Raw genomic sequence first — 19,931 nt, forward strand, 5'->3', positions numbered from 1 at the left:
CCGAACGATCTGCCGCCTTTTCCCCTGCCCGGCTCCCCGCTACAACGCGAGGGCGATTGCTGAGCGAGGACCCCGACCGATGACCGCCGTGAAACCCGTTGTGCTGTGCATCCTCGATGGCTGGGGGCTGAGCGACCGGGCCGAGGCAAACGCCCCGATGCTGGCCGACACGCCGCATTTCGACCGGCTGATGGCGACCTGTCCGAACGCGACGCTGGTCACGCACGGACCGGACGCGGGCCTGCCGAGCGGGCAGATGGGCAATTCCGAGGTCGGGCATACCAACATCGGCGCGGGGCGCGTGGTGGCGATGGACCTTGGCCAGATCGATCTGGCGATCGAGGACGGCAGCTTTTTCGAGGCGCCGGCACTGATGCAATTTGCCGAGACGCTCGCAGGCACGGGCGGCACGGCGCACCTGATGGGCGTTGCCTCGGACGGCGGGGTGCACGGGCATCTGGCACATATTCTTGCGGCAGCCGAGATGCTGACGGGGCGCGGCATTCCGGTCGTCGTGCACGCAATCACCGACGGGCGGGACGTGGCACCAAAGTCTGCCGATGGGTTCATGGCGGAGCTGTTGGGCCAACTGCCCGACGGGGCGACGGTCGGCACTGTCTCGGGGCGGTTCTACGCGCTGGACCGCGACAACCGCTGGGAGCGGGTGGAGACGGCCTACCGCGCAATGGTGCAAGGCGAGGGTCCGCAGGCTAAGGCGCCGGGCGACGTGATCGACGCCGCCTATGCAGACGGCACCACGGACGAGTTCATCCCGGCCAGCGTGATCGAAGGGTACGGCGGCATGGCGCCGGGTGACGGGCTCTTCTGCCTCAACTTCCGGGCGGACCGCGCGCGGGAAATCCTTGCTGCGATCTGCGACCCGCATTTCTCGGGCTTTGACCGGGGACCTCTGCCGCAGTTGGCGGCGCGGCTGGGGATGGTGACCTTTTCGGATCAGCACGCGGAGTGGCTGGGAGCGGTCTTTCCCAAGCGGCAGATCGCCAACACGCTGGGCGCGTGGGTGGCCAAGCACCGCTTGCGGCAGTTCCGGCTGGCGGAGACGGAGAAGTATCCGCACGTGACGTTCTTCCTGAACGGTGGCGTGGAGACACCGGAGCCCGGGGAGGACCGGCACATGCCGCCCTCGCCGAAGGTCGCCACGTATGATCTGCAACCCGAGATGTCTGCCGACGAAGTCACCGACGCCTTTGTCGATGCCGTTCGGGAGGGGTACGATCTGATCGTGACGAACTATGCCAACCCCGACATGGTCGGTCACACGGGGGATCTGGAGGCGGCCAAGGCGGCCTGCGCCGCGGTGGACCGCGGGCTGGGCCGTGTGCTCGATGCGCTCGAAGCGGCGGGGGGCGCGATGGTGCTGACCGCCGATCACGGCAATTGCGAGGTCATGGTCGACCCGGAGACGGGCGCGCCGCACACCGCGCATACGCTGAACCCGGTGCCTGTGCTGCTGGTGGGTGGGCCTGAAGGCGCCACCCTACGCAGCGGCGGGCGCCTCGCGGATCTCGCACCGACGGTGCTGGCTTTGATGGGGCTCGCGCAGCCGGACGAGATGACCGGGGAGAGCCTGATCGCATGAGGGCCGTTCTGGCAGCGATGCTGACGTGCCTGCCGCTGTGGGCTGTGGCGCAGGACGACCTTGGTACGGCGGCCTCTGCCGCGGCGCGGCAGATTGCGGAGGCGACGGATGCGCTGGAACGCGCCGAGACCGCGCGCGACCGTGTTCGGGCGCTGACGGGCGCGGTGCAGAGCTACGAGGCGGGCCTTTCGGCGCTGCGTGTCGGTCTGAGGGCCGCGACGATCGAGGAGCGGCGGCTGGAGATCAAGCTGGAGGCGGAGCGCGCAGACATGGCGCGCCTTTTGGGCGTTCTGCAGTCGATGGGTCAGGCGCAGCGGCCAACGGCCCTCCTGCACCCCGAGGGGCCGATGGGAACGGCGCGTGCGGGGATGCTCGTGCGCGACGTGGTGCCGGCGCTTGATGCGCGGGCGCAGGAATTGGCGGGGGACCTGGCGCGGGTGCGCGACATGCGCGCGATCCGCGAGCAGGCGGCACTCACGCTGCAGGAGGGGCTGAGCCAGGTGCAGACCGCGCGGGTGTCCCTGAGCCAGGCGATTGCGGACCGGACAGACCTGCCGCGGCGGTTCGTGGAAGATCCGGCGCAGACAGTGGCACTGCTTTCGGCGGCCGATACGCTCGACCAGTTCGCGCGCAACGTGCGTGTTCTGGCGCAGGACGAAGTGCCGGGCAGCCTGCCTTCGATTGCCGTGCGCAAGGGTGCGCTGCCGCTTCCGGCGCAGGGCACGATGCTGCGGCGCGCGGGCGAGGCGGACGCGGCGGGTGTGACGCGCCCGGGCCTCGTGCTGGCCACCCGCCCACAGGCGCTGGTGACAACGCCCACGGCGGCGACGTTGCGCTACCGCGGGCCTTTGCTGAGCTACGACCAGGTGGCGATCCTCGAGCCGCAGGCGGATCTCCTGATCGTGCTGGCTGGCATGGCGCAGGTCTTTGGCGACGCGGGTCAGGTGATCCCCGCCGGCACACCCGTCGGGCTGATGGGCGGCGAGGATGCGCTTATGACGCAGGCCGATCCCGCGTCACGCCTGCGTGAGGGGGGTGGTCCTGACCGGACGGAGTCGCTCTATATAGAAGTCAGAGAGAGTGGGAGCCCCGTGGACCCGATGACTTGGTTCACGCGTGAGAAGGGATAAGACATGAGAAAAGTCGCACTGGCCGCCATCGGCGGCACATTGGCAGGTATCCTCGCGACGACGCAGATCGCCGGACCCCTCGTGGCGCAGGAGGCCAGCTCGCGCGCGACCGTGTACGAGCAGCTGGACCTTTTTGGTGACATCTTCGAGCGGATCCGCGCGCAATATGTCGAGGAGGTCGAGCCGTCCGAGCTGATCGAGGCCGCCATCAACGGGATGCTGATCTCGCTGGACCCGCATTCCTCGTACCTGTCGCCCGACGATGCGCAGGCGATGCGCGTGCAGACCCGCGGCGAGTTCGGCGGGCTCGGGATCGAGGTGACGCAGGAGGAGGGCTTTGTGAAGGTCGTCTCTCCCATCGATGGCACGCCGGCGATGGAAGCCGGGATCGAGGCGGGTGACTTCATCACCCATGTGGACGGCGAGTCGGTTCTGGGTCTCGGCCTCGACGAGGCGGTCGACCTGATGCGCGGGCCGGTCGGCTCGGAGATCATCGTGACGATCTTGCGCGAGGGGGAAGCCGAGCCGTTCGACGTTTCGATCATCCGCGACACCATCAAGCTGACGGCGGTACGCTCGCGCACAGAGGGCGCCTCGGTCGTGTTGCGCGTGACCACGTTCAACGATCAGACGACGCCCAACCTCGAAGAGAAGCTGGCCGAAGAGGTCGAGGCGCTGGGCGGGCTCGACAACGTCAACGGGTTCATCATCGATCTGCGCAACAACCCCGGTGGCCTCCTGACGCAGGCGATCCGGGTGTCGGATGCGTTCCTTGAGAAGGGCGAGATCGTCTCGACCCGGGGCCGCGATCCGAACGACGGGGACCGGTTCAACGCAACGCCGGGCGATCTGGCGCAAGGCAAGCCGATCGTGGTGCTGATCAACGGCGGGTCGGCCTCGGCCTCGGAGATCGTGGCGGGCGCGTTGCAGGACCACCGCCGCGCGATAGTGGTCGGCACCAAGTCGTTCGGCAAGGGCTCGGTCCAGACGGTGATGCCGCTGCGGGGTGACGGTGCGATGCGCCTGACGACGGCGCGGTACTACACGCCGTCGGGCCGCTCGATCCAGGCGCTGGGCATCTCGCCCGACATCGTGGTGGTGCAACCGCGCCGTGAGCAGAATCCGGAGGACGAGGGCGAGGAGACCCGGGCCGGCCGGTCCGAGGCGGACCTGCGCGGCTCGCTCGACAACGATTCGCTGACCGAGGATCAGATCGAGCAGATCAAGGAAGAGCAGGCGAAGGCCGAAGCTGCCGCCGCGCTTCGCGAAGAGGATTACCAGCTGTCTTACGCGATCGACATCCTGAAGGGTCTGAACGCGCTTGGGCCGCAGGAGTGATAAGGGAGACGGATGGGTGCAAGCACCCATCCTACGAGCTGCGCGATGGTCGGTCGCGCGCGGTCTGCAAATGCGGTTTGGGGGCTCTGCCCCCGACGTTGAAACGCGCGGGCGTTTCAACGCCTCCCCCGAGGTATTTTTGAACCGAAGAAGCACGGGGCGTGGAGACTTGGGGGATGGGTGTGACGCCTGAAATTGCAGCTTTGCCGTATCGGCCGAATGTGGGAATCATGCTGCGGAACGCGGATGGCCTGGTGTTCACTGCGCAGCGCAGGGACCGGCCCGTGGGCACCGAAGCCTGGCAGATGCCGCAGGGCGGGATCGACCCCGGTGAGGATGCGCGCACTGCGGCATTGCGGGAGCTGGAGGAGGAGACCGGCGTGACGCCGGATCTCGTGACGGTCGAGGCAGAGAGCGCGGAGTGGATCACCTATGATCTGCCGGCGGAGCTGCAGGGCAAGCTCTGGAAGGGCAAGTGGCGCGGGCAGAAGCAGAAGTGGTTTCTGATACGCTTTGAGGGCCGCGACGATCAGATCAACATCTTTACCCAAGAGCCGGAGTTCACCGAGTGGCGGTGGTCGCCGGTCGATCAGCTGGTGCCGAACATCGTGCCGTTCAAGCGCGACGTCTACGAACGGGTGATCGCGGCGTTCGCGGGGCATCTGTGATCCGGGCGTTGGCGCTGGTGGCCGCTGTTGCGGGCGCAGGCAGTGCGGAAGCTTTCGAATGTGTGCATATCCCGGATGTTGCGGATGCGTTTTTGCGCGCGCAGGCGTCAGAGTTTCAGTTCGTGCCAGTGTATGGGCAGTTGTCCTACGGCGAAGTGGCGCCCGGCGTCGTGAAATATGACGAAGGGTCGTTCCCTCCGGCATCGACGCTGTATGAGGCGCGGATGGTCGGTGTGGCGCTTGGGCCGGACGGGTTTGACGTGCCCTTCGATGCGCCGTTTACCTTGGAGGTACAGTGTTTTCTGGAGCACTGCGGTTACATGGGCGAAGACATTCCGGTGCTGACATTTCTCCGCGCGGAGGACGGTGTGTATTCGGCCAGCGTCTCGATCTGTCCGGTCTTTACCTTCCACTCGCCAAGTCCTGAAGAACTTGCCATCGTCGTGGAGTGCCAGCGCGGCGGCACGTGTGAGCCGGACCCGGATCGCTAGACAAAGCGCGGCACCGCGCCTATCTCAGCCGGACCATGGCCAAACCCAAGACAGACCCGAATTACAAGGTGGTCGCCGAGAACCGGCGCGCGCGGTACGATTACGCGATCGAGGATGATCTGGAGTGCGGGATCGTGCTCGAGGGGTCCGAGGTCAAGTCACTGCGGCAGGGCGGGGCCAACATCGCGGAGAGCTACGCCGCGGTGGAGGAGGGCGAGCTGTGGCTCGTGAACTCGACCATCCTGCCCTATACGCAGGCCAAGACGTTCGGCCATGAGGAGAAGCGTCGGCGCAAGCTGCTGGTCTCCCGCAAGGAGCTGAGCCGGCTCTGGGCGGACACGCAGCGTAAGGGTATGACGCTGGTGCCGCTGGTGCTGTATTTCAACCACCGCGGCATGGCCAAGATGAAGATCGGCATCGCCAAGGGCAAGAAGAACGTCGACAAGCGGGCGACGGAGGCCAAGCGCGACTGGAACCGCCAAAAGCAGAGGCTCTTGCGGCACGGAGAGTAGCGGGGCGCTGCCTATGGTGCGTAGATCGGCGGTGCGTCTTGTGACATACTCGGCCGATGCCGCGCATCGGAGCGCGCGGCGCGTCTGACACGAACAAGCTCCGCAGGGAACGAAAAATGGAACTGATCATCAGCCTGATCGCGGGTGCGGTGGGCGGCAATGCCGCCGGTGCGGCCGTCAAGAGCCTGAACCAGGGCACGCTCATCAACTCGGTTGCCGGGATTGTCGGCGGCGGCCTTGGGGGTACGCTGCTGAGCGCGCTTGGATCGCCCGAGCTGGCGGGGGCCGTGGGGGAGGCCGGCGGGCTCGACATCGGCAGCATCGTCGGCCAGCTGGCCGGGGGCGGCGTCGGGGGCGGTGTCCTGCTCGCGGTGGTCGGCGTGGTGCGCAACATGATGGCCAAGTAAGCGGCAAGCTGGCACCCAAGGGCGCGTGCCGGTCGGCGCGCGTCACCGGGCCCGGCCCTTGCGCCAACACCTCCGCGCCTGTACCCCGCCGAGATGATGCAAAGCGGGGACGCATAACATGACGGACGATCCCAAGACGCTGGTGTCCACGGCCTGGCTCGAGGACAACCTCAAGAACCCTGACCTGCGGGTGCTGGACGGCTCGTGGCACATGCCTGCGGAGAACCGCGATCCCCGAGCGGAGTTCGAGGCCGAGCACATCCCCGGCGCGCGCTTTTTCGATATCGACGACATATCAGACCACCGCAGTGCGCTGCCGCACATGGCGCCGCCAGTGGAAAAGTTCCTGAGCCGCGTGCGCGCGCTGGGTACGGGCGACGGGCATCAGATCGTCGTCTATGACACCGCCGGGATCATGTCGGCGCCGCGGGTCTGGTGGCTCTTCAAGCTGATGGGACACGAGAACGTCGCGGTGCTCGATGGCGGCCTGCCGAAGTGGCGCGCCGAGGGGCGTCCGGTCGAGGACACGCCGCCGGTGATCCGCGATCGGCACATGGTGGCGCGCTTTCAGCCGCAGATGGTCAGGGACGTCACCGAGGTTTCCTTTGCGGCCAAGCTCGGCCAGACGGAGATCCTCGACGCGCGCGCGCCGGGGCGCTTTACCGGCGAGACGCCCGAGCCGCGCGAGGGGCTGCGATCGGGGCATATTCCAGGTTCGCGCAATGTGTTCTTCAAGGAGCTTTTGGACGCGGATGGCTCGATGAAGGACGCCCCGGCCCTGCGGGCGGTTTTCGAGGGAGCGGGCGCGGACCTCGGCAAGCCGATCATCACCACCTGCGGGTCGGGGATCACGGCGGCCGTTCTGACGCTGGCGCTGGCGCGGATCGGGGTCACGGACACGGCGCTCTACGATGGCAGCTGGACGGAGTGGGGTCAGTTCCCGACGGTGCCTGTGGCCACCGGGCCGGCCTGAGGCGGCATGTCCGGGTATCTCACATCTCGCATGGCTTTGGCCGGTTTGTTGGTCTGCCTCCTGCCCGGCTGCGCGGCGGTCACGGCGGGCAAGGCGGCAACCGATGTCGCCGTCTTTGCCGGGACGACGGCGGCCAAGGGCGTCTATGGCGCCGGGCGTCTCGTCGTGCGGGGAACCGCCGCCGGGGTCAGACGCCTGCGCGCGCCTTCGGGGGATTTCCCGGCAGGCGCCACGGTGTGTATTGGAGCGGATGGTGAGGTTTACGCACTAGCTCGGGAAGACCGGCGAGGGCGGTTGGTCTGTCCTTAGGTTGGGTGGGCGACCTTGGACCCGATGCACGCCGCCTAAATCACAGCACCCGCCTGACCGGCACGGTCAGGCCGCGTCATGCCGAAGGCATGCCTCCGGCATGACCCGCCCCCCGGGGGCGGCGCGTGCACATGTGTTTTCCTGTTTTCAGTTTTCGGCAACTACCGAAGCCAAACCCTCAACCCACCGGCCGTTTCGCAAAGAGGCCGGCGCAGCCCGCCGCGACCATGATCGCGCCTCCGCATCGGTTGGCCCAGCGCAGAACCCCGACGCTCCGCACCACCTGGCGCAACGCATCGGTGCCGAGTGCGAAGGCAAGCGCGTTGCCCGTGGCGAGCGCGGTGTAAAGCGCGACCAGCACCGCCGCCTGCACGACATATCCGCCTTCGGGCGTGATGAATTGCGGGATGAAGGCTGCGGCAAAGGCGATGCTCTTGGGGTTGAGCAGGGTCACCAGAAACCCATCGCGCAGACCTTCAAAGGCGCTCACGCCGCTCAGGTCCGGCTCGGCACTCGGCAGGTGAACCGGGGTACGCAGCATCTTGATCCCGAGGTAAATCAGGTACCCAGCCCCGATCCACTTGACCAAGGTAAAGGCCGTCGCCGAGGCCGCAAGCAGCGCCCCTGCCCCGGTCAGCGCCACAACCGAACCGACAAGCGTGCCCAGCCCGACGCCCAGCGCCATCGGCACCGACACGCGCCGCCCCTGCGTAAGCGCCCGCGTGATGACGAGCGCAATCGTAGGCCCCGGGATCGCCAGCGCGATCAGGCTGGCACCGGCAAAAATAGCAAGGGAGATAAGATCGGGCATGGCTTGGTGTAGGGAACGTGCAACCCCCTCTGCAACAACGTCGTTGCGTGTCGGAAGTCAAAGTGTGCCTCAGAAGTGATCTTTGCCCTCGGCGGCTCCAAGAACCTAATTTCTCTGCAGGCACCCGCGAGATGGCCAGCGCCACGGCAAAGCCGGGGTCGAGGTCTATCACTTGTCCCAGCAGCCAATGCAGTCCAAGATGAAGCGCACGCACCAAAGCAAAGAGGTTCCCCATGATGCAGCCTGTCCGTCGCGTCCTCCTGATTTCAGCTCTGCCACTTCTCGTCCTGACCGCCTGCACCGATGACAACAGCGTGGCCGGCTCCACCACCGATGCCGTGGTGTTTGTCGGCAAGACCGCAGTCAAGGGCGTGTACGGGGCAAGCCGGCTTGTGGTGCGGGGCGCGGCCTCGGGCGTGAAGCGTCTTCAGAAGCGCACACCCAACTACGCTGCTGGCACGATCGTGTGCTACAATTCCAAGGGGGAAATCTACTCCGAGGCGCTTGAGGACAACACCGGCAAGTTTGTCTGCCCAGACCCGTCGTAGCTTTGAGGCGTCCGAAGGTCGCTCATGCCGGAGGGAGGAGCCGGGCGCGGCCTTTGGCTTCGAGCGTCCAGACGGCATCTTTCTCGAACACGCCCACGCTCAGGGGGCGGCCGTAGCCGGCGCCGCTGTCGAGGTTCACGCGGTTGCCATGGTGCGTGGGGGTTTCGAGCGCCGTGTGGCCGTGCACCACGAGCCACGGAAGCGGGCCTTCGTACTCGAGCCAGCCTTCGCGGATCCAGACGAGGTCATCCTCGACTTGGTCGGCCAGCGGCACGCCCGGGCGGATGCCGGCGTGCACGAAGAGGCAGCCGCCCTCCTCGATGTAGAGCGGGCGGCGCGCGATGAAGTCGAGGTGGCTTTGCGGGACGGCGGCGCGGGCGGCGGTAAGCAGGGAGGCGTCCGGGACGTCTTCCCCCACGCCATACGAAGCCAGCGTCACGCGCCCGCCAAGCCGGGCGTGCATCCAGGTCAGGTCCTTGGCATGCAGGCGTGGTGGGCCGTTCTCGCCCGTCTCAACGAACGCACGCAGCATCAGGTCGTGATTGCCCAGCACGCAGTCCCAGTTGCGCCCGTCCTCTTCGATCCCGGCGCGTACGCGCTCGATCACCTCGGCGCTGCGCGAACCGCGGTCGCAGAGGTCACCGAGAAAGATCAACCGCGCGTCCGGGCCCCCGTCCGCCTCGATCCGCGCCAGCGCGGTCTCGAGCATCTCGAGCTGTCCGTGGATGTCGCCGATGGCGTAGATCGGAGCTGTCATGCGAGGTGCCTCGATATCGAACGCCGCCCCCGGGTGGGAGCGGCGGGTGTCGTGTCTCATGCGCCTTTGTGTGACGCAAGGTCAGGGAGAGACTTACCCCAAGTGGAACGCGAGCGGTTTGACCTGGGTGAACATGCCGGTGTCCTCGAGCTTTTTCAGCACCGGCGCGGGCACGGGGCTGTCGACGTAAAGAAGGGCGATGGCCTCCCCGCCCGCCTCGGCGCGCCCGAGGGTAAAGTTGGCGATGTTGACGCCGTTCTCGCCCATCGTCTGGCCCAGTGCACCGATGATGCCCGGCACGTCCTCGTTGGTGGTGTAGAGCATATGCGCGCCGATCTCCGCGTCGATGTTGATGCCCTTGATCTGGATGAACCGCGGCTTGCCGTCGCTGAACACGGTGCCAGCGACGGAGCGCTCGCGCTTGGCGGTGACCACGGTCACCTTGATGTAGCCGTCGAAGGCGCCGGACTTGTCCTGGTTGGTGGTGCTGATCTGGATGCCGCGTTCCTTGGCGATCACGGGGGCGGAGACCATGTTCACGTCCGGATTCACCCGCTTCATGATCCCGGCCACGACCGAGCAGTTGAGCGCCTCGAGGTTCATATCGGCGACAGTGCCATCGTAGAGGATGTTGATCGCGGTGATCGGCTCGTCCGTCATCTGCCCGATGAACGATCCGAGGTGATCGGCGAGTTTCACCCAGGGACCCATGACCTTGGCCTCCTCCGCCGTCACCGAAGGCATGTTGAGCGCGTTGGTCACGGCGCCGGTCAGCAGGTAGTCCGACATCTGTTCGGCCACCTGCAGGGCGACGTTCTCCTGCGCTTCGGTCGTGGCGGCGCCGAGGTGCGGCGTGCAGACGACGTTGGGCAGGTCGAAGAGCGGGTTCTCCTTGGCCGGCTCTTCGGCGAAGACGTCGAACGCTGCGCCTGCGACGTGGCCGGATTTCAGCAGCTCGGCGAGCGCCTCCTCGTCCACCAAACCGCCGCGGGCGCAGTTGACGATGCGCACGCCCTTTTTGGTCTTGGCGAGGTTCTCGCGGGACAGAATATTGGCAGTCGCCTCTGTGAACGGCACGTGCAGCGTGATGAAGTCGGCGCGCGCGAGCAGGTCATCCAGCTCGACCTTTTCGACGCCCATCTTCTGCGCCTTGTCCTCTCCAAGGAAGGGGTCGTAGGCCAGCACCTTCATCTTGAGCCCGCGGGCGCGGTCACAGACGATGCCGCCGATGTTGCCCGCGCCGATCACGCCCAGCGTCTTGCCGGTCAGCTCGACGCCCATGAACTTGGACTTTTCCCACTTGCCCGCATGGGTCGAGGCGGAGGCCTCGGGGATTTGCCGGGCGACGGCGAACATCATGGCGATGGCGTGCTCGGCGGTGGTGATCATGTTGCCGAAGGGCGTGTTCATGACGATCACGCCCTTTTTGGACGCCTCGACCTTGTCGATGTTGTCGGTGCCGATGCCGGCGCGGCCGATCACCTTGAGGTTGTCTGCGTGGCGCAGGATCGTCTCGGTGACCTTTGTGGCGGACCGGATGGCGAGACCGTCATATTGGCCGATGACCTCGGCCAGCTTGTCCTTGTCCTTGCCAAGGTCGGGCTGGAAGTCGACGTCGATGCCGCGGTCGCGGAAGATCTGCACGGCAGTTTCGGAGAGTTTGTCGGAGACGAGTACTTTGGGGGCCATGGTGGCGCTCCTTGAGAGATGGCGGGGGATGGGTGCAAGCACGCCATCCTACGTGTGCGATGGGGAGGTAGGATGGGTGATTTCACCCATCCCAGACGTCAGGAAAGTTCAGCTTCGAAGGCCCAGGCCAGCCAGGGGAGCATCGCGCAGATGTCCGAGGTCTCGACCGTACCGCCGCACCAGATGCGCAGGCCCGGAGGCGCGTCGCGGTAGGCGCCGACATCGAGCGCTACGTTCTCTGCCTCGAGCCGTTTGGCGATCGCCTTGGCAAAGGCGGCACCGTCGGTGATGCGCGGGTCGGTGAACTTGAGGCAGACGGAGGTGTTCGACCGGGTGTCCGGGTCCGACGCCAAGAAGTCGATCCAGTCGTGCGCGGCAACGAAGTCGGAGATCGCTTGGGTGTTTGCGTCCGCGCGGGCGATGAGGCCCTTGAGCCCACCCACCGAGCGCGCCCAGTCGAGGCAGTGCAGGTAGTCTTCGACCGCCAGCATCGAGGGCGTGTTGATCGTCGCGCCGCTAAAGATGCCGTCGATCAGCTTGCCGCCTTTGGTGAGGCGGAAAATCTTGGGCAAAGGCCAGGGCGGGGTATACGATTCGAGCCGCTCCACCGCGCGGGGGGAGAGCACGAGCATCCCGTGCGCCGCCTCACCGCCGAGCACCTTTTGCCAGGAGAAGGTCGTCACATCGAGCTTGTCCCACGGCAGGTCCATGGCAAACGCGGCAGAGGTCGCATCACAGAGCGTCAGGCCAGCACGGTCTGCGGGGATCACGTCGCCCGAGGGCACGCGCACGCCGGAGGTTGTGCCGTTCCAGGTGAAGCAGACATCCGCGTCCCAGTCCACGGCGGCCAGATCGACGATCTCGCCGTACTCGGCAGTGGTAACTTTGGCGTCGATGTCCAGCTGTTTGACTGCGTCGGTGACCCAGCCGGAGCCAAAGCTCTCCCACGCGAGCATCTCGACCTTGCGCGCGCCGAGCATCGACCACATCGCCATCTCGTAGGCGCCGGTGTCGGAGGCTGGCACGATGCCGATCTTGTAATCCGCCGGGATGCCGAGGACCTCGCGCGTGCCGTCTATGGCCGCTTTCAGCTTGTCCTTGCCGACAGCCGCGCGGTGCGAGCGCCCAAGGGCGGCATCCGAAAGCTTGTCCAGCGTGAATGTGGGGGGTTTGGCACAGGGGCCGGAGGAAAAACGCGGGTTTGCCGGCCGCGTGGCCGGTGGTGTAAGATCGCTCATGCTACCCTTCCAGATAAGCGCCCCTCGTTGGGGAGGGGTGTCCCGCTGCCGGGTATGCCGCGCCGCGGCACCTTTCACAACCGGCAAAATGCGCCTATAGCGCCGCTTGATCCTGCTTTTGCGACGCGCCGCGTCTTTGATCGGAAACCGATGCCATGTTGACCTGCGTTCTGACCGCGCCTCCCGGCCGCCTTGACCCTGCTCTGGTGCAGTCCCTGCGCAATGCCTGGGGCGGTGGCGAGGTGCGGTGGCTGAGCCCGGACGAGGCGTCGGAGTTCGACGTCGTCGAGGTGCCGGGCAATTTCGATGACACCTGGGCGGGTGTGCAGTCGATGGATGTCGATCTGAACGTGGTGCCTGCGGAGGGCCGCAGGAAGCGCGTGCTGATCGCGGACATGGATTCGACGATGATCGAACAGGAGTGCCTCGACGAGCTCGCCGATTTCGTCGGCGTCGGCGCCGCGGTCAAGGCGATCACGGCGCAGGCGATGAACGGAGAGCTGGACTTCGAGGAGGCGATCGACGCGCGCGTCGGGCTGCTGTCCGGGCATCCCGAGTCGATCATCGACACCGTCCTGATGGAGCGGATCACGTTGATGCCGGGTGGAAACGTGCTGCTGACCACGATGAAGGCAGAAGGCGCCTATGCGGCGCTGGTGTCCGGCGGGTTCACCGCCTTCACCGCCGCGATTGGTGCAAGGCTCGGGTTCGACGAGCATCGGGCGAACACGCTCTGCGCCGAGGGCGGTAAGCTGACGGGCAAAGTCGCGCGGCCAGTGCTGGGGCAGCAGGCGAAAGTGTCGGCGCTCGAAGAGATCACGGCGCGGCTCGGCCTCACAGATGCGGACGTGCTGGCGGTCGGGGACGGGGCCAACGATCTGGGCATGTTGGGGCGTGCGGGGCTGGGCGTGGCGCTGCACGCAAAACCGGCGGTTCAGGCGCAGTGCCGCGTGCGGGTCAACTTTTGCGATCTGACGGCTTTGCTGTTCCTGCAGGGCTATGACCGTGAGGCGTTTGTGCAGCCGAAGCGGTAAGGTGGGCAGCTGCCCACCCTACGCAAGCGCCGCGCAAACGTGGCCGGTCAGGGTGCCGCGCCAGTTGGTGATCGGGGCGTTCAGCCGTTTTTGCGCCATGGGATGCGCCGCGTCGAGCGCTCCGAGCCGCACGAGGAGTGCTGTGACGGCGGCCTCCGACGCGCGGGTGGCGCCGTCGACAACCTTGAGGGCGACGCCGAGCTGCTGATCGGGGAGGATCGCGATGAAGACGCCTTCGGCGCCCGTCTTGATCGCCACTTTGCCGTTCGTGGCGCGCATCAGCTCGGTGCAGGCGCGGCCTTCACCCGCGACGAGGTCGGGGTGCGCGCGCATGGCGTCGACGAGTTGTGCGGCGGCCTGTGAGGCCACATCGGAGCGGCTGGAGGCGGACGCGAACCACGCCATGGCGCGGGCGAGCCCGTGCAGGCTGGTGGCAAAGTTGGGTGCGGAGCATCCGTCGATGGCAAAGCCCGGGGACGTTGCGCGGCTCGTCTCCTCGAACGCGTCGAGGCAGGCCCGCTGCACGGGGTGGTCCGGGTCGATGTATTCGGGACCGGCGCCGAGGTGCTTGGCCAGGGTCAGAAAGCCGGTGTGCTTGCCCGAGCAATTGTTGTGCCACTGGCAAGGGCTGCCGCCCGCCTTGATCAACGCGTGCCGGGTGGCCGTGTCGGGAGGTGGCTGGGCGCCGCAGCGCAGGGCGGCTTCGGTCAGGTCGAGCGCCTTTAGCCATGCCGACACGCGGGACGTGTGGATGGGCGCGCCCTGGTGGGAGGCACAGGCAAGCGCGAGGTGCTGAGGCGTGAGGTGGTGCGCCTCGGCGGCGCCGGAGGTGAGGAGCGGCAGGGCCTGGATCATCTTGGCTGAGGAACGCGGCAGGATGACAGCGTCCGGGTCGCCCCACGCCTCGACGATCTCGCCATCCGGGCGGCATACGACGGCATGGCCGTGGTGCACGCATTCGAGGAAGCTGCCGCGCCAGACTTCGGCGAGCGGGACTGTTGCGTTTTGGGCCATGCGCCGGTTTCTCCCGAGACAAAAGGATGCAGCGGAAAACTGCCAAGAGGTCTTTTACGGACATGCAGCTTTGCGCTAATGTGTATGCGTCGTTGTGGACGGGGTCCACAGCATCCGCACAAGGCCGGTCAGGAGTGTGTCCCGGGCCTCAAGAAGAACGGAAGCGACGGGGCCGAGGGCCTGGCAATTTTGAGGTAGAGCAGCTTGGAGGCTGTAGGCATGCAGATGTTGAAAGTGGCAGCGACGGCGCTTGGGCTTGCCGTGGCGCTGGGGGCCGCCGGGACCGTGGCGGCGCAGGAGGTCAGCACCAACCGCGTGGCGGCCAAGACGGACTGGAGCGTCTTCGAGGGTAACGACCCGCGCGAGTGCTGGAGCGTTTCGGCACCCAAGGAGACGGTGAACACGCGCGACGGGCGCGTCGTCGCGGTGCGCCGCGGTGACATCCTGCTCATGGTCTTCTTCCGCCCGGCCGCGGGCAGTGCCGGGCAGGTCGCCTTTACCGGCGGGTATCCGTTTGCCAATGGCTCGACCGTGGCGGTCGATATTGGCGGGACGAATTTCGAGCTTTTCACCGACGGCGAGTGGGCCTGGCCGGCGACGCCCGCGGATGACGCCAAGGTCGTGACCGCGATGAAGCGCGGCGCGCAGGCGGTGCTGACGGCGCGCTCGGGCCGAGGCACGGTGACGAAGGACACGTTCTCCTTGCTGGGGTTCACGGCTGCGATCGAGGAAGCGGAGAAGCGCTGCGCGGGGTAGGCAGCCGCTCGATGGGGAGCCAGCCGCCAAACCGCACGACACCTTGGGGGGCCAGCCCCCCAAACCGCACGATGTCTTGGGGGGCCAGCCCCCCAAACCCCCCGGGATATTTTTAGCCAGAAGAAGATGAGACGCTTGGGCAAGGGGCCGGGGCGTCTTTCTCTTTTTGGCAAGGTAGTGTAGGTGCCGGGCCTTCAGCAGATGAGGTGTGACATGGTCGGCGCTCCGATCACTCAGGACGTGCATACGATCCCGCGCAATGTGCCGGAGGGTCCGGTGAACCTTGTTGGGTTGACGCGGGACGGGCTCAAAGCGGCGCTGGCTGCGGCAGGAACGCCGGAGAAGCAGCTGAAGATGCGCACGGGTCAGGTTTGGCAGTGGGTGTATCAGTGGGGCGTTCGGGATTTTGACGCGATGACCAACCTCAGCAAGGCCTATCGGGCGCTGCTTGCGGAGCATTTCGTGATTGCCCTGCCAGAGCTGGTCACGCGGCAGGTCAGCGAAGATGGCACGCGCAAGTATCTGGTGCGGATTGCGGGCGGGCATGAAGTCGAGGTGGTCTATATCCCCGAGGAGGATCGGGGGACGCTCTGTGTGTCGTCTCAAGTCGGGTGCACGTTGACCTGCTCCTTCTGTCACACCGGCACGCAGAAGCTGGTGCGCAACCTGACGCCCTCGGAGATTGTCGGACAGATCATGCTGGCACGCGACGATCTGGAGGAATGGCCGACACCCGGCGCGCCGAAGGACGAGACGCGGCTTTTGTCGAACATCGTGCTGATGGGGATGGGTGAGCCGCTCTACAACTTTGAGGCTGTACGCGACGCGATGAAGATCGCGATGGACCCGGAGGGCATTTCACTGTCTCGGCGGCGGATCACACTCTCGACCTCGGGGGTTGTGCCGGAGATTGCGCGCTGTGCCGAGGAGATCGGGTGTCAGCTGGCGGTGTCATTTCACGCGACGACGGATGAAGTGCGCGATGTGCTTGTGCCGATCAACAAGCGCTGGAACATCGAGACGTTGCTCGATGCTCTGAAGGCGTATCCGAGGCTTTCGAATTCGGAACGGATCACGTTCGAATACGTGATGCTCGACGGAGTGAACGACAGTGACGCAGATGCGCACCGGTTGGTAAAGCTGATCGAGGGCATCCCGGCCAAGATCAACCTGATCCCGTTCAACGAATGGCCGGGCGCGCCGTACAAGAGGTCGTCGAACAACCGGATCCGGCGCTTTGCGGACATCATCTACAAGGCGGGCTATGCCTCCCCGATCCGCACGCCGCGCGGGGAAGACATCATGGCGGCCTGCGGTCAGCTCAAGTCCGCCACCGAGCGCGCGCGCAAGAGCCGGGCGCAGATCGCGGCGGATGCGGGGCTTGGGTGACGCGGAGAGACTTCGGGTCTGAGGTCTTCGTCGATGCCGGGGTGTGCTGTGTAGTGCTGCCCGGCTTGGAGCAAGACATGCTCGTGCGCTTCGCAGAATCGCCTTAGTTCGGTGCCATATCCGCCGGCTTTGCCGCGCAGGCTCTTCCTTTGGGGGCAGGTGACAGGAGCAAGGCGAGCCGATGACCCATGTTTCAAAGAACCCGCTGGTGCTGCGTGACGTGTTCCTCATGGTCGCGCAGGACGTGCAGCGCGCGACGTCCCTGACGGACCTCAAACAGCGCCTCGCGAACAAGGGGTACGGCCTGCGCCGGACGCCCGACGGGCCGGTGCTGGTGACCATGCCGCACGGGCTGGAGCTGGGGCCGCTGCCGCAAGTTTGAAGGGTTAGTCTTCGAGCGCGCCGATGATCTTGGCAGCCTCGTCCGCGGTCTCTACGAATTGAAAGAGGTCGAGATCCTCTTCGGAGATCGTACCTGCGTCGGCAAGCGCCTCCCAGTTGACGATCTTGCGCCAGAAATCCTCGCCGAAGAGGAGCACCGGTACCCGGCGCATGCGGTCGGTCTGGATCAGCGTCAGTGTCTCGAAAAGCTCGTCGAGCGTGCCGAAGCCGCCGGGGAAGACGCAGATCGCCTTGGCGCGCATCAGAAAGTGCATCTTGCGGATCGCAAAGTAGTGGAAGTTAAAGCAGAGGCCGGGCGTGACGTACTCGTTCGGGGCTTGTTCGTGCGGGAGGACGATGTTGAGGCCGATGGAGGCGCCGCCGGCCTCCTTGGCGCCGCGATTGCCGGCCTCCATCACGCCGGGTCCGCCGCCCGTGACGATCACGTCCTCACGGCCGTAGCTCTGCATCGATTTGAGCGTGAGGATCCGCGACAGCTCGCGCGCCTCGTCGTAGTATTTCGACAGATCCGCCAGCGTCTTGGTCCGCGCCTCTTTCTTCTTGGACGGCTCGGGGATCCGTGCCCCGCCGAAGAGCACGATGGTCGAGGTGATGCCGCGCTCGTCCATGATCATTTCAGGCTTCATCAGCTCGAGTTGCAGCCGCACGGGGCGCAACTCGTCGCGGTACATGAACTCTTCGTCCGCGAAAGCAAGACGGTAGGCCGGCGCCAGGGTCTGCGGCGTCTCGGGGATGCCCTCGGCGCGGCTGCGGTCGGTGCCGGCATCGGTCATCGGGTTCTGGCGGCTGTCGGTCATGTCTGGCGGTGCCTCATGTTTTCTGCTTTGCCTGTGGTAGCGCCCAAGCCGATGAGACACCAGAGAGGCCCGCACCATGGTCACACCCGACGATATCTCTGCCGCCGCGGCGCGGATTGCAGGCCATGTGCGGCGCACGCCGGTTGTCGAGGGCATTGGCGGGGCGGTGTCGCTCAAGCTGGAGCATTTGCAGCACACTGGGTCTTTCAAGCCGCGGGGGGCGTTCAATACTCTTCTCAGCGGCGGCGTGCCGAAGGCGGGCGTTGTTGCAGCGTCTGGTGGCAACCATGGTGCGGCGGTCGCCTATGCCGCCAAGTCGCTGGGGATTCAGGCGCACATCTTTGTGCCTGAGATCGCGGGGCCGTCCAAGATCGCGCTGATCGAGCGGACAGGAGCCAAGCTGACGGTTGTGCCGGGCGCCTATGCCAATGCTTTGGAGGCCGCGCAAAGCTATGAGGCCGAGACGGGCGCGATGCAGGTGCATGCCTATGACGCACCCGGCACCGTGGCAGGACAAGGCACGATGATGGCGGAGTGGGAGGAGCAGGGCCTCGACGCGGACACGGTGCTGATCGCCGTGGGGGGCGGTGGTCTGATCGCGGGTGCGTTGGCGTGGCTCGGGGGGCGGCGCAAGGTGGTTGCGGTGGAGAGCACTGGCACCGCCACGCTCTATAACGCCCGCAAAGAGGGACCAGAGAGTACGATCCAGCCGCAGGGGGCAGCAGCGAATGCTCTTGGCGCGGCAAAGATCGGGCGGATTGCCTACAATCTGGCGGAGCGCGATGACGTGCAGACGGTGCTAGTGGATGACGATGCCATCGGCGCCGCGCAGACTTTGCTGTGGCAGGAGGTGCGCCAGCTGGTTGAGCCAGCCGGTGCGACTGCGTTGGCGGCGCTCACGTCGGGGGCTTACCAACCGGAACCAGACGAACGGGTTGCCGTGCTTGTCTGCGGCGGGAACATAGCTCCTGATCCGCTGAGCTAGAGTGGATAACCGTTCAGTTACTAGTACCGCCTTCACCAAAGCACCCGCCTGACGGGTACTGTCAGGCCGCGCCGTCCCGCCCCCATGGGGCGGCGCGATTACGCCACCCCGCGGGACGACGCGTGCTCGACTGTGTTTCTCTATTGGTTCGAAGATCATCTGCCGTAAGCGCCGCGCGATTGCCTCCCATCCCGCTTGGCGCTATGTGCCACGCGACTGACACGACGGAGGGTCCCATGTCGAACGCCGCACTCGAAACCGCCATCGAAGCCGCCTGGGAGGCGCGCGACACAATCACGTCCGCCACCACGGGCGAGACGCGCGAGGCGATCGAAGACACGCTGAACGCGCTCGACAGCGGGTCATTGCGGGTAGCGGAAAAACAGGTTGACGGCTCCTGGCACGTCAACCAATGGGCCAAGAAGGCAGTGCTCCTCGGCTTCCGCATCAAGGATATGGAACAGCAGGACGGCGGGCCGCAAGGCGGCGGCTGGTGGGACAAGGTCGACAGCAAGTTCAAGGGCTGGGGAGACAACCAGTGGAAGGCCGCAGGCTTCCGCGCCGTGCCGAACTGCGTCGTGCGCAAGTCCGCCTTTATCGCGCCGGGCGTGGTGCTGATGCCGTCCTTCGTCAACCTCGGTGCCTACGTGGACGAAGGCACGATGGTCGACACCTGGGCCACGGTCGGCTCCTGCGCGCAGATCGGCAAGAACGTGCATCTGTCGGGCGGCGTCGGCATCGGCGGCGTTCTGGAACCTATGCAGGCCGGGCCGACGATCATTGAGGACAACTGCTTTATCGGGGCGCGCTCGGAGGTGGTCGAGGGCTGTATCGTCCGCGAAGGCTCGGTGCTTGGCATGGGTGTCTTCATCGGCCAGTCGACCAAGATCGTGGACCGCGAAACGGGCGAGGTCATGTACGGCGAAGTGCCGCCCTACTCGGTCGTGGTCGCAGGCTCGATGCCGTCCAAGAACAACGTCTCGCTCTACTGCGCGGTGATCGTGAAGCGTGTGGACGAGCGCACCCGCTCGAAAACCGGGATCAACGAGCTGCTCCGCGACTGACGTTAGCCAGGATGGGTAC

21 protein-coding genes are annotated in these 19,931 nt (G+C 66.1%); 15 read left to right on the forward strand and 6 right to left on the reverse strand.

From position 1 onward, the window contains the following. Positions 1–79 precede the first annotated feature (79 nt). The 8 genes from gpmI (at position 80) to sseA (ending at position 7,119) form a co-directional block, all read left to right on the forward strand. A complete protein-coding gene (gpmI, locus tag ACU0B3_RS06470; protein WP_446260007.1) occupies positions 80–1,600 on the forward strand; it encodes a 2,3-bisphosphoglycerate-independent phosphoglycerate mutase in 1,521 nt (506 codons plus the stop codon). Next, entirely contained in the window at positions 1,597–2,730 is a 1,134-nt protein-coding gene (locus ACU0B3_RS06475) for a murein hydrolase activator EnvC family protein (RefSeq protein ID WP_446260008.1), read from the forward strand. The genes gpmI and ACU0B3_RS06475 overlap by 4 nt, the downstream gene beginning before the upstream one ends. Positions 2,731–2,733: 3 nt before the next feature. Continuing rightward, entirely contained in the window at positions 2,734–4,068 is a 1,335-nt protein-coding gene (locus ACU0B3_RS06480) for a S41 family peptidase (RefSeq protein ID WP_446260009.1), read from the forward strand. Between the two features lie 182 nt (positions 4,069–4,250). After that, positions 4,251–4,736, forward strand: coding sequence for an RNA pyrophosphohydrolase (locus ACU0B3_RS06485; protein ID WP_446260211.1), 486 nt, complete (start codon positions 4,251–4,253; stop codon positions 4,734–4,736). Beyond that, complete coding sequence (locus ACU0B3_RS06490; RefSeq protein WP_446260010.1) at positions 4,733–5,227, forward strand: hypothetical protein; 495 nt, start codon at positions 4,733–4,735, stop codon at positions 5,225–5,227. Before ACU0B3_RS06485 ends, ACU0B3_RS06490 begins: the two co-directional genes overlap by 4 nt. Positions 5,228–5,262: 35 nt before the next feature. After that, positions 5,263–5,739 carry an SsrA-binding protein SmpB gene (smpB, locus tag ACU0B3_RS06495; RefSeq protein WP_446260011.1) on the forward strand — a complete coding sequence of 159 codons (477 nt, stop codon included), beginning with the start codon at positions 5,263–5,265 and terminating at the stop codon, positions 5,737–5,739. 116 nt (positions 5,740–5,855) lie between these two features. Next, positions 5,856–6,146, forward strand: coding sequence for a hypothetical protein (locus tag ACU0B3_RS06500; RefSeq protein ID WP_446260012.1), 291 nt, complete (start codon positions 5,856–5,858; stop codon positions 6,144–6,146). A gap of 118 nt (positions 6,147–6,264) precedes the next feature. Next, entirely contained in the window at positions 6,265–7,119 is an 855-nt protein-coding gene (sseA, locus tag ACU0B3_RS06505) for a 3-mercaptopyruvate sulfurtransferase (protein WP_446260013.1), read from the forward strand. 487 nt (positions 7,120–7,606) lie between these two features. Here the strand turns inward: sseA and ACU0B3_RS06510 are convergent, their stop codons facing one another. Beyond that, on the reverse strand, positions 7,607–8,239 hold the full coding sequence (locus ACU0B3_RS06510; protein ID WP_446260014.1) for a LysE family translocator: 633 nt from the start codon (positions 8,237–8,239) through the stop codon (positions 7,607–7,609). 233 nt (positions 8,240–8,472) lie between these two features. On the opposite strand from ACU0B3_RS06510, the gene ACU0B3_RS06515 reads away from it, so the two are divergent. After that, a complete protein-coding gene (locus tag ACU0B3_RS06515; protein ID WP_446260015.1) occupies positions 8,473–8,787 on the forward strand; it encodes a hypothetical protein in 315 nt (104 codons plus the stop codon). Positions 8,788–8,809: 22 nt separating this feature from the next. Here ACU0B3_RS06515 and ACU0B3_RS06520 read toward each other — a convergent pair whose 3' ends face one another. The 3 genes from ACU0B3_RS06520 to ACU0B3_RS06530 all read right to left on the reverse strand — a co-directional run bounded on the left by ACU0B3_RS06520 (position 8,810) and on the right by ACU0B3_RS06530 (position 12,471). Continuing rightward, positions 8,810–9,604: a metallophosphoesterase family protein gene (locus ACU0B3_RS06520; protein WP_446260016.1), complete on the reverse strand. Its 795-nt coding sequence runs from the start codon at positions 9,602–9,604 to the stop codon at positions 8,810–8,812. Positions 9,605–9,637: 33 nt separating this feature from the next. Next, entirely contained in the window at positions 9,638–11,233 is a 1,596-nt protein-coding gene (serA, locus tag ACU0B3_RS06525; protein ID WP_446260017.1) for a phosphoglycerate dehydrogenase, read from the reverse strand. 98 nt (positions 11,234–11,331) lie between these two features. Beyond that, a complete protein-coding gene (locus ACU0B3_RS06530; protein WP_446260018.1) occupies positions 11,332–12,471 on the reverse strand; it encodes a phosphoserine transaminase in 1,140 nt (379 codons plus the stop codon). 155 nt (positions 12,472–12,626) lie between these two features. Here ACU0B3_RS06530 and serB point away from each other — a divergent pair, with 155 nt between their 5' ends. Next, the gene (gene serB / locus ACU0B3_RS06535; protein WP_446260019.1) at positions 12,627–13,505 is read left to right on the forward strand and encodes a phosphoserine phosphatase SerB; all 879 of its coding nucleotides are present in this window, start codon (positions 12,627–12,629) and stop codon (positions 13,503–13,505) included. Positions 13,506–13,523: 18 nt separating this feature from the next. On the opposite strand, the gene ACU0B3_RS06540 is transcribed toward serB, so the two are convergent. Next, positions 13,524–14,519 carry an asparaginase gene (locus ACU0B3_RS06540; protein ID WP_446260020.1) on the reverse strand — a complete coding sequence of 332 codons (996 nt, stop codon included), beginning with the start codon at positions 14,517–14,519 and terminating at the stop codon, positions 13,524–13,526. A 225-nt stretch (positions 14,520–14,744) separates the two neighbouring features. Between ACU0B3_RS06540 and ACU0B3_RS06545 the strand changes: the two genes are divergently transcribed. From ACU0B3_RS06545 to ACU0B3_RS06555, 3 genes are all read left to right on the forward strand, one after another. Continuing rightward, entirely contained in the window at positions 14,745–15,275 is a 531-nt protein-coding gene (locus ACU0B3_RS06545) for an invasion associated locus B family protein (RefSeq protein WP_446260212.1), read from the forward strand. 201 nt (positions 15,276–15,476) lie between these two features. Further along, complete coding sequence (rlmN, locus tag ACU0B3_RS06550) at positions 15,477–16,664, forward strand: 23S rRNA (adenine(2503)-C(2))-methyltransferase RlmN (protein WP_446260021.1); 1,188 nt, start codon at positions 15,477–15,479, stop codon at positions 16,662–16,664. Positions 16,665–16,845: 181 nt separating this feature from the next. Next, on the forward strand, positions 16,846–17,046 hold the full coding sequence (locus ACU0B3_RS06555) for a hypothetical protein (protein WP_446260022.1): 201 nt from the start codon (positions 16,846–16,848) through the stop codon (positions 17,044–17,046). Positions 17,047–17,050: 4 nt separating this feature from the next. Here the strand turns inward: ACU0B3_RS06555 and ACU0B3_RS06560 are convergent, their stop codons facing one another. Beyond that, complete coding sequence (locus ACU0B3_RS06560) at positions 17,051–17,863, reverse strand: LOG family protein (protein WP_446260023.1); 813 nt, start codon at positions 17,861–17,863, stop codon at positions 17,051–17,053. Between the two features lie 76 nt (positions 17,864–17,939). On the opposite strand from ACU0B3_RS06560, the gene ACU0B3_RS06565 reads away from it, so the two are divergent. Both ACU0B3_RS06565 and dapD read left to right on the forward strand, forming a co-directional pair. After that, positions 17,940–18,848 carry a threonine/serine dehydratase gene (locus tag ACU0B3_RS06565; protein ID WP_446260024.1) on the forward strand — a complete coding sequence of 303 codons (909 nt, stop codon included), beginning with the start codon at positions 17,940–17,942 and terminating at the stop codon, positions 18,846–18,848. A 236-nt stretch (positions 18,849–19,084) separates the two neighbouring features. Further along, positions 19,085–19,912, forward strand: a complete 828-nt coding sequence (gene dapD, locus ACU0B3_RS06570; protein WP_446260025.1) for a 2,3,4,5-tetrahydropyridine-2,6-dicarboxylate N-succinyltransferase — start codon at positions 19,085–19,087, stop codon at positions 19,910–19,912. The last annotated feature ends 19 nt before the right edge of the window (positions 19,913–19,931 follow it).

This window comes from Pseudaestuariivita sp. (assembly GCF_052825805.1).

Coding starts and splice junctions, on each gene's coding strand:
- ACU0B3_RS06540 (WP_446260020.1), bottom strand. CDS start 14,519: ATGGCCCAAAACGCAACAGTCCCGCTCGCCGAAGTCTGGCGCGGCAGC.
- dapD (WP_446260025.1), top strand. CDS start 19,085: ATGTCGAACGCCGCACTCGAAACCGCCATCGAAGCCGCCTGGGAGGCG.
- ACU0B3_RS06480 (WP_446260009.1), top strand. CDS start 2,734: ATGAGAAAAGTCGCACTGGCCGCCATCGGCGGCACATTGGCAGGTATC.
- serB (WP_446260019.1), top strand. CDS start 12,627: ATGTTGACCTGCGTTCTGACCGCGCCTCCCGGCCGCCTTGACCCTGCT.
- ACU0B3_RS06560 (WP_446260023.1), bottom strand. CDS start 17,863: ATGACCGACAGCCGCCAGAACCCGATGACCGATGCCGGCACCGACCGC.
- ACU0B3_RS06520 (WP_446260016.1), bottom strand. CDS start 9,604: ATGAGACACGACACCCGCCGCTCCCACCCGGGGGCGGCGTTCGATATC.
- sseA (WP_446260013.1), top strand. CDS start 6,265: ATGACGGACGATCCCAAGACGCTGGTGTCCACGGCCTGGCTCGAGGAC.
- ACU0B3_RS06500 (WP_446260012.1), top strand. CDS start 5,856: ATGGAACTGATCATCAGCCTGATCGCGGGTGCGGTGGGCGGCAATGCC.
- rlmN (WP_446260021.1), top strand. CDS start 15,477: ATGAGGTGTGACATGGTCGGCGCTCCGATCACTCAGGACGTGCATACG.
- serA (WP_446260017.1), bottom strand. CDS start 11,233: ATGGCCCCCAAAGTACTCGTCTCCGACAAACTCTCCGAAACTGCCGTG.
- ACU0B3_RS06530 (WP_446260018.1), bottom strand. CDS start 12,471: ATGAGCGATCTTACACCACCGGCCACGCGGCCGGCAAACCCGCGTTTT.
- ACU0B3_RS06555 (WP_446260022.1), top strand. CDS start 16,846: ATGACCCATGTTTCAAAGAACCCGCTGGTGCTGCGTGACGTGTTCCTC.
- ACU0B3_RS06510 (WP_446260014.1), bottom strand. CDS start 8,239: ATGCCCGATCTTATCTCCCTTGCTATTTTTGCCGGTGCCAGCCTGATC.
- ACU0B3_RS06545 (WP_446260212.1), top strand. CDS start 14,745: ATGTTGAAAGTGGCAGCGACGGCGCTTGGGCTTGCCGTGGCGCTGGGG.
- ACU0B3_RS06565 (WP_446260024.1), top strand. CDS start 17,940: ATGGTCACACCCGACGATATCTCTGCCGCCGCGGCGCGGATTGCAGGC.
- ACU0B3_RS06475 (WP_446260008.1), top strand. CDS start 1,597: ATGAGGGCCGTTCTGGCAGCGATGCTGACGTGCCTGCCGCTGTGGGCT.
- ACU0B3_RS06515 (WP_446260015.1), top strand. CDS start 8,473: ATGATGCAGCCTGTCCGTCGCGTCCTCCTGATTTCAGCTCTGCCACTT.
- smpB (WP_446260011.1), top strand. CDS start 5,263: ATGGCCAAACCCAAGACAGACCCGAATTACAAGGTGGTCGCCGAGAAC.
- gpmI (WP_446260007.1), top strand. CDS start 80: ATGACCGCCGTGAAACCCGTTGTGCTGTGCATCCTCGATGGCTGGGGG.